Raw genomic sequence first — 13,104 nt, forward strand, 5'->3', positions numbered from 1 at the left:
GTTCTCCTTCTACTCTGTCAAACTCTTATGTAATTATTGATAAATAAATCTAATTCCAATATGTATCTATTAATTTTAATTACGCAAATACTACTACATCTTCTGATTGTGAATCATCTACTAAAATATTTTCTATCTCTATTCCACTAGGATAATAAAAAACTTTAACCCGTCCGCCTTCTTTCTCTGACTTCCATCTACGCAGCCCCTGTTTAGTTATCTCATACTCCTTATTAAGGGTATAAACAGTAGAATTACTGTTTTCATAACCTCTTTCCATAATATATGATACTGGAATATATATATTATGCTTTGTATCTGCTTCGTCCTCTTCTCTTATATTTACTATATCAACACTTTTTATATCTATTAAATCCTCATATCTTCCAAGCGACAGATACATAGGTGGATTTTTAAGTGCCTCATATATAATCTGCATATCCTCATCTTCTTCTGGTAAAATATGAATAATTATCTCATTTTCACAGACTAATTCTACATTAGCCACTCCTTTGAATACTCCATATTTTTCACCATCTTCAATGCATATATTATGTCGTCCTTCTTCATATTTTGCCCCAGATGAAAAAGAATATCTTGTATACAGTTCAGAAATCATTCCCTGATTGGTTCCCTGTATACTCAATTTCATCCTATGATATCTCTTAAACCCACATGCTGCATGTATCATTCCTATGATTGTTGAATATGGTGGAAGTGGATACGTTTCTTTTATGATAAAGCTGCTTGGCTTTTTATAATTAGCAAGATTTTGAAAACAGTGTAGTCTAATTGCTTTCATCATAATATTCGCTCACTTTCTCTTTCAACTGGCTAAATGCTTTTGCTACTGTCACTGCGTGTAACTTTTCCTTAAGCTCTGTATCATTGTCAAATATATCCGATACAACTCCAACAACCGTATTATCATTTATACTGTCATCCCCCTGCATTAAATCTACAAATGCACCTGTCCTTATACTATTATTCTTAATACGAACACAATTCTCAAAGAAAGGATTTTTCCTAGCATAATTACCGCCAATAACAAATAGTGGTGAAAGATTTTCTCTTCTTCCTTTAATATCTCTATATAAATACTGTACGGCATCTAATAGTGCATTTACTCTTTCTGTCTTTTGTTCTGGTGATATACTTATATCTACATCCTCTCCTACTCTGTCTAGATCAATCGATAATGTATATGTGTAATACGCCCTGTGTATCTCACTCTGTGCAATAGCATTACCAAGATTTTGTCGTTTTGCAAGTCCCATATTGGTGAGGAACTCTAATTCACCCTGATAAGGCTCAAGAGATATCGCATTACTCAGTCTTGCCACAGCGCTTCTTGTTGTTGCTCCACCCTTAAGATTATCATCTTTAGATGTCGTCTTCATATAACCAAATAAATCTATCTCTGGATACTCTTTTATTGTAGCGGACGGTGCAAACTGAACAACCCCACTCTTTCCATCCACAGGTGTATCATCCCAATTAAGCTGCTGAACTAAATTATACCTTATAGCCTGCCTTGATATATATGAGTACTGTTGATAATCTCCCCTTGTCATCTTTTTCAAAGTTGTTATATTTCCTACGCCCTCACCATAATTGGCACTCTCTGCCAAGAATACCATTGTTAATGTTAATCCATCCTTTTTCATCTATATGCCCTCCTTAATCATTCTTATTATCTTGTTTTTTAGAATTTGAATTGCATCCTTTTAATCCGAGTAAAAATGCATATCCGTACTCTTCAAATAATGCTGGATTATTAAACATATTTACAAACGCACTAGGAACTACCAGCTTACCTGCCTGCTCCTCATTCGCAGGTATCTTGCAGGAACTATATAATCTCATCACTATTTCAAGATACTTTCCTGTATTCTTTGTCGAAAGTGCATTCATAAGCTGATACAACGTACCTCTGATACATTCATCATCTTTAGCTCCCTTTGATGCTAATAATGCTGTACGAAGTGAATAACCACTATTCATGACTGCTAATCTGTTCATAGCTATCTTACCTCCATTCTCTTTGCCACTTTTAACTATATTGCTCCACAAAAGTACATTATAAATCCAGTAAGCAGAGGCATTATAAGCTGGTGACTCTATTGATGCCCTTAACACTCTGTTAAGAAGCAGCTCCTGACCTTTAAAGTTCAGTATATTAAGAACAACCTGCTCATGAATATTAATATACTCTCCTTCTATCATAATATATGGATACATCTGCATATATTGTAAAGCATTCTGGACCTTTTTCTCTTTAATAATTTTCAATGCATCATTACTTACAACTGCAAAAACATACTTATCATCCTGCTTCGTACCTCTGATTATTACCTGGACACTGGATAATTCTTTAAGTTTATATTCCATCAGCCTGTTCAACATTCTTGCAAACCACTGTGAATAACTTTCTTTTTCACGCTTTACAGCATTATCCGGATATATATCATTTTCTTTTATATAAGCATAATCATTCTTTTTATTAGCCTCTATCATCCCTCTAATAGAAATATTTGTATTAAGAAATGCAAATCGGCTTCCTAAAAGATTAAATCCCAACGGACATAAAGCATAAATAAATGCACACTCAGGACACAAAAAAGCATCCACTTTACAATTCCAAAAAGCTGATTTTTTTCTTGAAAGATCATCCGCCATATCCTTCATAAATGCTATTGAAACCTTGTCCCTACTACCCAGCAATTTTCCACAGTCAATGCATATATCTTTATCCTTACTATGCAATTTCTTAACATATTCTTTGAATGGTTCTACAAAATCCTGTTCAAATAATATTCGCATATTTTTCTTTGCATTAGCTCTTAATAAAAAACATTTTCCATCCCAAAAACGGTTAATATAATTATATATAACACTTTTCATAACAAATGTTTCTTCACATAAAGGCTGCTTTAAAAATATATTTAATTCTTCTAAACGCCTTTTAAGTTCACACGCATCTAACTTGAAGCTCAGCTTTTCTTTCTGCAGATTCTCATATATATATGCATTCTCTATATCATTCTTTATATTATCAAAGCCTGACTTGTAACTATTGGATAAAAGCTTATCACTGATAAACTTAAGCATATCTTTATTAGCAGAATTTTCCTGCCATACATCATTATCTATTTTGTCTATAATAACATTAATATTATCTAAAACTCTTGCATACACCGTACTATCTCTGTAATATTTAACACAGGCTTTAAAAAATATATCTGTCCAATCAGCATTTTCTATAAAATCTTCATCCAGCCATAATCCACTTTCATATGGTTCAAAACCATATTCAGTACTTCCCTGCTCTTTTATGCCATATTCCCTGCCTTCAAGAATATCTATATTATATTCCTTAAGCATATAATATAACCCGACAATACCAGCATTTTTAAGAAAATCCCCCGGTATTATAAGATGCTTACTCATTTCTTACCTCCTCTCAATTTAATCAAATTATTTGTATACACTTTCAACTCCAATGCATACTTATATACCATACATATTGTTACGTTACATCAGCACTTCCCACTTACCATGCCCTACACTACGCCTACTGCCAAGTCCTGACTGATAAAGTATATTAAGCAGCTCTTGATTTCCTGTTATTTTATAAATGCCTATATTGGCATCTATCTTTCTTCCAAAGCAATTAACTACAACTTTCTTGCCCTTCACTGGCAACAGTGAAAAATCTTCCATGGATATATCCAGATTAACCTTCTGCAAGAATATTGAAACATTATCTCTTACCTTATCAGCAAATTCAGCACTGTCATATGTATAATATTCATCTTTATTAGTATCTGCATTATGTTGTCTTACAATAAGTGGACTTTGCATTTTAATGACAAGTTCATTATCAACAATCTCTTTTCTATTTTGTGATTTTATTGAAATAAGTTTCATTGCATTGTTATTAAGCGGATATTTCTTCATTCTCATTAATTGAAATGAATTAAACCACTCTATGCTCTGTCCCATATCTGCATCAGTGAAAAATATTTTAAATCTCGTTTCTTTAAGTTTTATCACATCTTTGTCAAAAACAGCTCCTGGCAGATATACACTATATGTAAATGTTTTTATTATTGACTTACTTTTATCATATAATCTTTCAAACATTTCCTGTGAATAATTATTACTTGCTGCCTTTAAAAAGCTCACAATTGTTCTTTCATATTCTACTGGCAGTTCTGGCTTTTCTAGCTGAAATTCTAATACTAACTGAATCATCAATTTCACCTCCTTTATTATCTTCTTATGCTATAGATATATCACTTATTATTATATATGTCAATATAAAAGTTATCTATTAGGTGCTAATTTATTTCAATGTCTTTATATATTGATTTTTTTAATTTTTTACTGTAGAATTCTAAGTTATAAACATTTACCATACTGGAATGTAAATAATAGATAACTATTATATATTTTATTTTAATATCAACATATTGGAATTACTATTTGATAATATTCTACCACCATCTAAAAAAGGAATTGCCGCAAATTTACAACAATTCCTTTTTTCTTTTTATTATATTTTAAATTTTATCTAAAACACATTATATATCTTTTTAGTATACACAAAATACACTTCCACTGTTAAATCTATTTATAAGAATCTTTATTTTTATCAAGAAGAGCTATCATTTTTTCCTTTACATCTTCTGGTTCTAACTCTTCCACGTTGCCAAGTCCTATAAGCCATCCTAATAATACATTTGATTTGACCGCACAGAATGTCACAAGTAATTTCTTTTCATCAGTTTTTCATTATGTTCATCTTATACATTAATGCCCCTATATTCTACTTAATATCCATAATAAATTTCTCAAGTTTATCATGATTATTCTTTGCCATTTCGCTATTACGGTCTGCTAATGCAACCTCATTTTTTATATTTTTAAGTGTCTTTGACAACTGCGCCATGCATCTGTCATTATCTCCGCCGCCACTAAATGTAAATACTGCATCTATTTTATCAGCTATTCCATATTTTTTTATAAATGTATATACTGGTGCGGCTGGCATTCCTGCCCATATAGGTGTGCCTAATATAATTTCATCATAGTAATCTATATTATCTGGAACACCTTTTATCTGTGGTTTTCTGCCAAATGTTGACTGCATTCCATCAACAATCATCTGCCTTACTGTATTTTGAGGCAATGTCTTAAGTAGCTCTATGTGCTTGCGCAATTGCACAAGCCTCTTCTTTCGTGTTAGTTTGAAGTCCTGTTAAAGTTCCATCTGAAAATACAGTACCTATTTTATATCCTGTTAATGGGTCAATACCTTCATAGATAGAGTAAGCTTTTCCTGTATAAGAATTTATACCTTCACTAATTTTAGTCCATTTTCCAGTTGCAACTAATCTTTCTTCATCTGTTAATGTTGTAGCTGTTGGTGCCTGAGGAGTTACTACTGGCTCTGGTGCTGGACTTGGTTCTGCCGGAGCGGCTGGCTGCTCTACTGGTGCTGCATCTTCCCAGCCTGAATTAATATTTTCTTCTGGCTGTTCTGCCGGTGTTGTATCTGTCCAGGTTGCATTTATATCTTCTGCTGGCTGTTCTTCAAGAACTGTATTATTAACTTCTTCTACACTATCACCATTTCCCTGATTTTCATCTATTACTGCTTCAGCTACTAAAACTTCTTCATTAGAAGCCTCTGTATTTTCTACGGAAGCTTCTGTTACTTCCTGCTTGTCCGTTGCATTTTCTGTGCTTGTTGAATTAACCTGTTTTACTGCAACTGTTGTTGTCTGAGCTTCTGTTGCTGTAGAAGCCTGGTTCTTGCCACCACAAGCTGTCGCTGTTACCAATGCCGCCATTATTGCAGCTGTGATTATTATTTTTGTCTTTTTCATTTTTATAATCCGCCTTTCTACGAAAGGCACCAATGCGCCATGAAACATCTTGGCTGACTTTTGCTTTTCTAATTTATATTTCTTCTGATATTATTTACCTATAATCTAAAGCAATCTCTTTTCTCATATCATTATCCAGTAGAACAACTATCTCCCTTCCTTTATGTTTTGTAACGTGTAATTCCATGTATCTGATACCTCCAATACAATTATTATATGTCTAATAAGTAAAATATCTTTTATTTACTATATATTTTACCGTATAAAGAACATACGTTCAACAGTTATACTACTGTTTAATAATCTTTTAATATTCAATTTTTAAGGTACACTTACTTTACAGTAATATACCTCAACAAACCCTTATACTTACTACGGTTTATTAGGGTATATCTATTCTTTTACTTTCTATACATTAACTACTAAAGATAACATATTTTTCCTTTCAACATATTTAAAATTAGGTAATAACAGCTTGTGTATACACACTTATATTGCATACATAAGCTATCAACACCTGACTAATACTAATATATGGGGATGCCACATTCGTGACAACCCCATCCTAAGCATTAATAATTAATCTTCATCATCACTTGCAGCTTCTGCAAATCCCTGACGTTTTCTTGCCATCTCATCGCTCTCAAGATACTCATCGTAAGTTGTAATCTTATCAATAAGCTGCCCTGATGGAACGATTTCCATAATTCTGTTAGCTGTAGTCTGAATGAACTGATGATCGTGTGATGTGAAAAGTGCCACACCTGGGAACTTAATCAGTCCATTATTAAGTGCTGTAATAGACTCCATATCAAGGTGGTTAGTAGGGTCATCAAATATAAGTACATTAGAACCCATAATCATCATCTTGGATATAAGACATCTAACCTTCTCTCCACCGGAAAGTACCTTAACCTTCTTAACACCATCATCTCCAGCAAATAACATACGTCCAAGGAAACCTCTTACATATGTAGGATCTGGATCTGGTGAATACTGTGTAAGCCATTCAACAATTGTATCCTCTCTGTTGAACTCTGCCGCACTATCCTTAGGGAAATATGCCTGTGAAGTTGTTACACCCCATTTGTATGAACCCTCATCTGGCTCCATATTACCTGTAAGAATATTAAATAAAGTTGTAGTTGCTAATTCATTAGAACCAACAAATGCAATCTTGTCATCTTTATTAACAATAAATGATATATTATCAAGCACCTTAACACCATCAATTGTCTTAGAAATACCTTCAACCTGAAGTACTTCATTACCAATCTCTCTTGCTGGTCTGAAATCTATATAAGGATACTTTCTGCTTGATGGTCTGATTTCATCAAGTTCAATCTTCTCTAATGCTCTCTTTCTTGAAGTAGCCTGCTTAGACTTAGACGCATTAGCTGAGAATCTCTGAATAAAATCCTGAAGTTCCTTAATCTTTTCTTCCTTCTTCTTATTAGCTTCCTTCATCTGCTTAATAATAAGCTGGCTTGATTCATACCAGAAATCATAGTTACCAGCATAAAGCTGAATTTTGGCATAATCAATATCTGCAATCTGTGTACATACCTTATTAAGGAAATATCTGTCGTGTGATACAACGATAACAGTATTATCAAAATTAATAAGGAATTCTTCAAGCCACGCAATAGCATCAAGATCAAGGTGGTTAGTAGGCTCATCTAATAAAAGAATATCAGGATTACCAAATAAAGCCTTAGCAAGAAGAACCTTAACCTTCTCACTACCATTAAGTTCTGACATAAGCTTATAATGAAGATCTGTAGTAATTCCAAGCCCGTTAAGAAGCTGTGCAGCATCTGATTCTGCTTCCCAGCCATTCATATCAGCGAACTCTGCTTCAAGCTCACTTGCCTTATTACCATCTTCCTCTGTGAAATCTTCTTTAGCATATATTGCTTCTTTTTCTTTCATTATTTCATAAAGGCGTGTGTTACCCATAATAACAGTATCTAATACAGTGTACTCATCATACTTGAAGTGGTCCTGTTCAAGGAATGATAATCTCTGACCTGGTGTAATAGATACATCTCCCTTACTTGGTTCAATCTGACCAGTAAGTATTTTTAAAAATGTTGACTTACCTGCACCATTAGCACCGATAAGACCATAGCAGTTACCTTCTGTAAACTTAATATTTACATCTTCAAAAAGGGCCTTTTTACCTATACGAAGTGTTACATTGTTTGCACTAATCATTAATCATAACCTCCAGTAATGTTAAACATTACAATTATAGATGGAATTGGGATTAATTGCAAGTATTCTGATTGAATATATCATTGACAACATTACACACAATATCATCAGCAAGCTGATACATCTTACAATTCATCTCATAATTGTCCTCGCACTCCTCACAATCACATATAACACTTTCAAGCCAGCCACCTCTTTTGGGCAAATTCTTAATCTTAATATGGTTGTTGACTACATATAATTTAATCTTCCCCTGTTCTGATAATTTCTTAACAAGCTCCAGATAATATACTCCTTTAATGTCATTAAGCATTTCATATGATATAAATAACACAACATACCTGTGCTTAATAAACAGTTCATTATTCTTTCTTGTATTCATCTGCCACAGCAGATTATTAACCCTCCCTTCCTCAAATACATTCAATACATTAATACCCTTAAATTCTAAATGTTCCATCAGACTATCCATATCTGAATTCTTCTTTTGCATCCCCATTAAAAGCAAAACAACACCTCCTGATAATTATTATAACCATATTCTACCACATAATTATATATATTATCGAGAGATGTTGTAATTCATCAAATATATGTTGTAATTGAACCACTTATTGTTGTGCAGGTTCCATTATATGTCACCCAGTTAAGCTGTTATTGTAGTTCCTGCCTTTCCGTCTAAGCCTTCTTTAGCCTGCTCAAGATTAGCAATAACTGCCTTTCTGTCTGAATCAGCTGCAACAAATCTAATTGATGCATCTACCTTAGGGAATGTTGTCTTAGCTGGGAAATGTCCAGCTTTAATATACTGGTGAAGATCTGCTGCTGATACATTGTCAAATACCTTCTCGTCAGCTGTTCCCTTGCCAATTGTTAGCTTATCATAAGCTGTAAGGAATAATAATGTATCTGCTCCGACAAGTTCTGCAAGCTTAGCTGCTGTGTAATCCTTCTCTATAATAGCTGATGCACCCTTAAGGTGTGAACCTTGCTGTAATACTGGAATTCCACCACCACCGGCAGCAATAACAATCTGATCTGCCGAAAGAAGTGCCTTAACAGCATCAATCTCATATATATCAATAGGCATTGGAGCTGCAATTATTCTTCTGAACCTGCCTGGTTCTTCTTCAACTACATAGTTACCCTTTTCTTCCTCTGCTTCAGCTTCTTCCTTAGTCATATATCTTCCGATTATCTTAGAAGGCTCAGAAAATGCTATATCAAAAGGATCAACTCTTACCTGAGTTATAATTGTTGAAACTGTCTTATAGATACCTCTGTTAAGAAGCTCCTCCCTGATTGCATTCTGTAAATCATAACCTATATAGCCTTCACTCATAGCACCACATACTGACATAGGAGCAACAGTCCTGTCTTCTGGCTCAAGTCTTGCAAATTCTGTCATAGCTGTCTGAATCATACCAACCTGAGGACCATTGCTGTGTGTAATTACTATCTGATACTTAGCTTCTACTAAATCTGCAATAGCCTTAGCTGCTTTCTTAACATTTGCCTGCTGTTCTGGGAATGTTTCTCCGAAAGCATTTCTTCCTAATGCAACAACAATTCTTTTCTTGTCCATAACGCAACCTCTCACTTTTCACGAATATTATACATATTATCAATGCCTTTAATCTTACATAAAAACTTTCTACTCGAAAATCTCAGATAAAAGCAATTCCAATTACTTAAATGTATTATGTATTTGAATATTATATAAGATTTTAATACAAAAAGCAAATATAAGACATCAATAATCAACGCACCAATCACAATTATTATGAATAAAATATTTATATAGAGCATAACTGAGGATAGATATGAATAATAATATAGGTGTTGCTGTACTTGATACAGGCATATATAAGCATATAGATTTTGGAAACCGGATAATCGCATTTAAAGATTTTATTAATAATAGAGCATTTCCATATGATGACAGCGGTCACGGCACGCACGTTTCAGGCATAATCGCAGGCGATGGCTATGCAAGTCACGGCCGATTCAAAGGAATAGCCCCTATGAGCCAGATTATATCTGTTAAGGTGCTTGACTCCAACGGCAATGGCAATATAGAAAATGTTATTAAAGGCACTAAATGGATAATCAATAATAAAGATATTTACAATATAAAAATAGTAAATATTTCCTTTGGCACTACCCACAACCCCTCCAATACTTCTGAACTAATAAAAAATGTGGAAAATATGTGGAATGAAGGCATTATTGTTGTCGCCGCTGCCGGTAATAGCGGTCCAAAGTCCCACAGCATAACCGCACCCGGCACAAGCCGCCTTGTCATTACCGTTGGCTCTATTGATGATAAGACATTTAATTCCGGCCGCGGTCCTACTCTTGATGGCATTCTTAAGCCCGAACTTGTTGTCACTGGCTCTAATATCACAGCGTGCAGTAATAAAAAAAATGGATATTCCACCAAAAGCGGAACATCCATGTCTGCACCAATTGTAAGCGGTGCAATCGCCCGTGTTCTTAATAATCACGATTATACTCCTGACGAAATCCGCCAACGGCTTAAAAAATGCTGTCACAAAGTCAATCTTGCCACCAATCAGCAGGGCTGGGGACATCTTGATATAATACAATTTATTAAAGGCCCTTGACCTTATAAAGCCAGAATGAATAAGCAACACTTCCTATGCCTGTCACAAGAAATACAGCCATAAATATAATAATTGTCACTTCATCACTTAATACATTATTAAGCAATGCAATTATTATTGAAATAACACCTGCCACAACATATACCTTACCTGCCATTCTATGTGTCATATTCCAATTCTCTTCGCTATTTAATGTCCACGGAACTTTAATTCCTATTGTATAATTCTGTTTCAACTTTGGCATATAATTACCAAGCCCTATAAACATAACACCAATGATAAAAAATACTGCCATTGTCATACTTACTTTACCACCAAGTGCTATTATATATATAAGTACATTAATTAAAATGGTAATCAATGGAACAATCCATATTGATACAAGTACAGGTTTATGATGAATCTGCTCTTTTCTTGGGTCAATATATAATTTAATAAGTACACCAATCTGGATAATTGCACACAGACAAGGCATTATAAATATTCCCTCAGCCTTAGTCGCCAATCTGTCTACATTGCCTTTAATTCCCCAATGAACAGGCAATTCATCGGGAAGCTTATTCCATAACGCCAATCCTATAATAATTGGTAGCAATGTAGCGATAACCGATATTACTGCCATTGAAAGGCTTATATTAGAATTATTACAGCTATTATCATTTTGATAATCTGTATTATTATCTTTCATAGATACTTTTCCTCCTAATTTTCTTTATTCTTTAAATCAGATAACCACATCATCAGTTCCTCTAGTACTGTGAGATTTAATTCATAGTAAATAAAATTCTTTTTTCTATTTTCTCTTATTAAATCTGCCTTTTTTAATACTTTCAAATGATATGATACTGTGGCTTGTGTCATATCGAACTGTTTAGCAATCTCTCCCGCCGAAAGAGGCTTATTCTTTAACATCTCTAAAATATCCCTCCTTGCCGGGTCAGATAATGCCTTAAAAGTATCTGCAAATGCCAAACATATCACTTCCTAACTTTGCCTAATTATTGTTCCATTCAGCGCTGTATTATAATTTCATTCTATTTAGAAAATTATCTAATTAGAAATCTATCTAAATAGTAAAGCATATTATTTATAAAGTCAATATGTATTATCTATTTTCTTACATTTGTTAATTATCTCTTTTATTTGAAATTGAATATAAGTTTTTTATCAATATATTTTAACCACCATCAAAGTTATTTCAAAAAAGATTAAACCGCCCTCAGCCATTGAAATTAAAGGTCTGAGGACGGTTTCTATCAACACATTTTGTCCTATAAGTCACATTTTCCTATAAGTCTATTTTGTCCTATAAATCTATCTTATCTTATAAATCTATCTTGTCTTATAAGTCTTAATTTCTATTTCTAATAACACGTAAACTTAAACACATACAATTTAATATTGGGGAACAATTAAAATCAAATAAATAAGGTCTTAAAAATCAAAAACTGCATAATTCTCCTCCATCTCTAGGTGGGAATTTGCGTATTTTGACTTTTAAGACCTTATTTATTATAACCTTCTAAGCTTTGAATATTTTAAAATTTTAGCATTTTAAATTTTTCTATTTTAAAATGCTAAATGTTCTTTAAAGCAAATTATTGATTATAGGATATATATTAATAAATCCCTCTTTCTGCTGTTCTGCCATCTGTCTTGTATATTGAAGTACATCTAACATAAAATACTGAATTGCAATCATTGCAAGTGCTAATACTATAATTACAACAAGTGGTATCCACTTATGCTGCTTTAACCTGTCCATTAATTTGCCGTTATTCTTACCGCCCGCTCTATTACCATTGTTCTTATTATTCTTAAAATAGCTGCTGTCTACCATATACGCTCCTGAATATATTATTAATTATGCTATAATAATTGATTATATACATATCTTCTTAATGATAACATTATATTATTTCTGACGCAATATTTATAATTATGATTTACATAAGTTTAATAAATAGCTTTATCTTTTAGTCATATCGCATAAGTTGCTTTGACAATAAGCTGATAAACTTTATTTCATAAGATACTAAATTAAAATAAAAAAAGCTTTTACATTATCTCCTAATGCAAAAACTATCTTCTAACTTATATAAAATTATAACAGGGGTGGAGAGAATCGAACTCCCACCAAAGGTTTTGGAGACCCCTATGATACCACTTCACCACACCCCTATCTAAAGGAATAGATTGCTCCTTCAAAACTGCACATTAAATATATCTTATACATCCGTATCCTGTCAAGTACTTTCGTACTTTCCTTAAGAATAACTCTCTTTGTTCTATCCAAACCTTAACCTCTTTCGGTTAAGCCCTCGACCTATTAGTACAGATCAGCTCCATATGTCACCACACTTCCA

At 33.3% G+C, this 13,104-nt stretch carries 14 protein-coding genes and 1 tRNA gene; 1 reads left to right on the top strand and 14 read right to left on the bottom strand.

Annotation, left to right across the window (positions count from 1 at the left end; translation table 11 throughout):
* Positions 1 to 79: 79 nt before the first annotated feature.
* The 10 genes from cas5b to arcC all read right to left on the bottom strand — a co-directional run bounded on the left by cas5b (position 80) and on the right by arcC (position 9,696).
* Positions 80 to 805, bottom strand: a complete 726-nt coding sequence (gene cas5b / locus C7390_RS02775; RefSeq protein ID WP_090141398.1) for a type I-B CRISPR-associated protein Cas5b — start codon at positions 803 to 805, stop codon at positions 80 to 82.
* Positions 789 to 1,667, bottom strand: coding sequence for a type I-B CRISPR-associated protein Cas7/Cst2/DevR (gene cas7i, locus C7390_RS02780; RefSeq protein ID WP_090141397.1), 879 nt, complete (start codon positions 1,665 to 1,667; stop codon positions 789 to 791). The genes cas5b and cas7i overlap by 17 nt, the downstream gene beginning before the upstream one ends.
* Before the next feature lie 13 nt (positions 1,668 to 1,680).
* Positions 1,681 to 3,450 (bottom strand): Cas8a1 family CRISPR/Cas system-associated protein, encoded by a 1,770-nt coding sequence (locus C7390_RS02785; protein ID WP_090141395.1) that lies wholly within the window; start codon positions 3,448 to 3,450, stop codon positions 1,681 to 1,683.
* An 84-nt stretch (positions 3,451 to 3,534) separates the two neighbouring features.
* Positions 3,535 to 4,257 carry a CRISPR-associated endoribonuclease Cas6 gene (gene cas6 / locus C7390_RS02790; RefSeq protein ID WP_116443554.1) on the bottom strand — a complete coding sequence of 241 codons (723 nt, stop codon included), beginning with the start codon at positions 4,255 to 4,257 and terminating at the stop codon, positions 3,535 to 3,537.
* A gap of 375 nt (positions 4,258 to 4,632) precedes the next feature.
* Positions 4,633 to 4,770, bottom strand: coding sequence for a hypothetical protein (locus tag C7390_RS13555; protein ID WP_318255994.1), 138 nt, complete (start codon positions 4,768 to 4,770; stop codon positions 4,633 to 4,635).
* A 61-nt stretch (positions 4,771 to 4,831) separates the two neighbouring features.
* Positions 4,832 to 5,194, bottom strand: a complete 363-nt coding sequence (locus C7390_RS02795) for a flavodoxin (RefSeq protein WP_318255993.1) — start codon at positions 5,192 to 5,194, stop codon at positions 4,832 to 4,834.
* Between the two features lie 4 nt (positions 5,195 to 5,198).
* Positions 5,199 to 5,894: a hypothetical protein gene (locus C7390_RS02800; protein WP_090141390.1), complete on the bottom strand. Its 696-nt coding sequence runs from the start codon at positions 5,892 to 5,894 to the stop codon at positions 5,199 to 5,201.
* A 579-nt stretch (positions 5,895 to 6,473) separates the two neighbouring features.
* Positions 6,474 to 8,111: an ABC-F family ATP-binding cassette domain-containing protein gene (locus C7390_RS02805; protein WP_055174348.1), complete on the bottom strand. Its 1,638-nt coding sequence runs from the start codon at positions 8,109 to 8,111 to the stop codon at positions 6,474 to 6,476.
* Between the two features lie 52 nt (positions 8,112 to 8,163).
* Positions 8,164 to 8,619: a hypothetical protein gene (locus C7390_RS02810; RefSeq protein ID WP_147581263.1), complete on the bottom strand. Its 456-nt coding sequence runs from the start codon at positions 8,617 to 8,619 to the stop codon at positions 8,164 to 8,166.
* 138 nt (positions 8,620 to 8,757) lie between these two features.
* The gene (arcC, locus tag C7390_RS02815) at positions 8,758 to 9,696 is read right to left on the bottom strand and encodes a carbamate kinase (RefSeq protein WP_022501412.1); all 939 of its coding nucleotides are present in this window, start codon (positions 9,694 to 9,696) and stop codon (positions 8,758 to 8,760) included.
* Positions 9,697 to 9,934: 238 nt separating this feature from the next.
* Here arcC and C7390_RS02820 point away from each other — a divergent pair, with 238 nt between their 5' ends.
* Positions 9,935 to 10,738: a S8 family peptidase gene (locus tag C7390_RS02820; protein ID WP_022501413.1), complete on the top strand. Its 804-nt coding sequence runs from the start codon at positions 9,935 to 9,937 to the stop codon at positions 10,736 to 10,738.
* On the opposite strand, the gene C7390_RS02825 is transcribed toward C7390_RS02820, so the two are convergent.
* The 4 genes from C7390_RS02825 to C7390_RS02840 all read right to left on the bottom strand — a co-directional run bounded on the left by C7390_RS02825 (position 10,725) and on the right by C7390_RS02840 (position 12,919).
* Positions 10,725 to 11,426, bottom strand: a complete 702-nt coding sequence (locus tag C7390_RS02825) for an SdpI family protein (protein WP_116443556.1) — start codon at positions 11,424 to 11,426, stop codon at positions 10,725 to 10,727. The two genes, C7390_RS02820 and C7390_RS02825, sit on opposite strands and share 14 nt — an antisense overlap.
* A 14-nt stretch (positions 11,427 to 11,440) precedes the next feature.
* Entirely contained in the window at positions 11,441 to 11,710 is a 270-nt protein-coding gene (locus C7390_RS02830) for an autorepressor SdpR family transcription factor (protein ID WP_022501415.1), read from the bottom strand.
* A gap of 616 nt (positions 11,711 to 12,326) precedes the next feature.
* Complete coding sequence (locus tag C7390_RS02835; RefSeq protein ID WP_022501416.1) at positions 12,327 to 12,578, bottom strand: hypothetical protein; 252 nt, start codon at positions 12,576 to 12,578, stop codon at positions 12,327 to 12,329.
* A gap of 270 nt (positions 12,579 to 12,848) precedes the next feature.
* A tRNA-Trp gene (locus C7390_RS02840) sits at positions 12,849 to 12,919 on the bottom strand.
* Between the last annotated feature and the right edge of the window lie 185 nt (positions 12,920 to 13,104).

Origin of the sequence: Bacteroides galacturonicus (assembly GCF_003096855.1) — a bacterium.
Lineage (GTDB): Bacteria > Bacillota > Clostridia > Lachnospirales > Lachnospiraceae > Lachnospira > Lachnospira rogosae.

Excerpts from the sequence above, each read along its gene's own strand:
- cas5b (WP_090141398.1), bottom strand. The coding sequence starts at position 805 with ATGATGAAAGCAATTAGACTACACTGTTTTCAAAATCTTGCTAATTAT.
- cas7i (WP_090141397.1), bottom strand. The coding sequence starts at position 1,667 with ATGAAAAAGGATGGATTAACATTAACAATGGTATTCTTGGCAGAGAGT.
- C7390_RS02785 (WP_090141395.1), bottom strand. The coding sequence starts at position 3,450 with ATGAGTAAGCATCTTATAATACCGGGGGATTTTCTTAAAAATGCTGGT.
- cas6 (WP_116443554.1), bottom strand. The coding sequence starts at position 4,257 with ATGATTCAGTTAGTATTAGAATTTCAGCTAGAAAAGCCAGAACTGCCA.
- C7390_RS02800 (WP_090141390.1), bottom strand. The coding sequence starts at position 5,894 with ATGAAAAAGACAAAAATAATAATCACAGCTGCAATAATGGCGGCATTG.
- C7390_RS02805 (WP_055174348.1), bottom strand. The coding sequence starts at position 8,111 with ATGATTAGTGCAAACAATGTAACACTTCGTATAGGTAAAAAGGCCCTT.
- arcC (WP_022501412.1), bottom strand. The coding sequence starts at position 9,696 with ATGGACAAGAAAAGAATTGTTGTTGCATTAGGAAGAAATGCTTTCGGA.
- C7390_RS02820 (WP_022501413.1), top strand. The coding sequence starts at position 9,935 with ATGAATAATAATATAGGTGTTGCTGTACTTGATACAGGCATATATAAG.
- C7390_RS02825 (WP_116443556.1), bottom strand. The coding sequence starts at position 11,426 with ATGAAAGATAATAATACAGATTATCAAAATGATAATAGCTGTAATAAT.
- C7390_RS02835 (WP_022501416.1), bottom strand. The coding sequence starts at position 12,578 with ATGGTAGACAGCAGCTATTTTAAGAATAATAAGAACAATGGTAATAGA.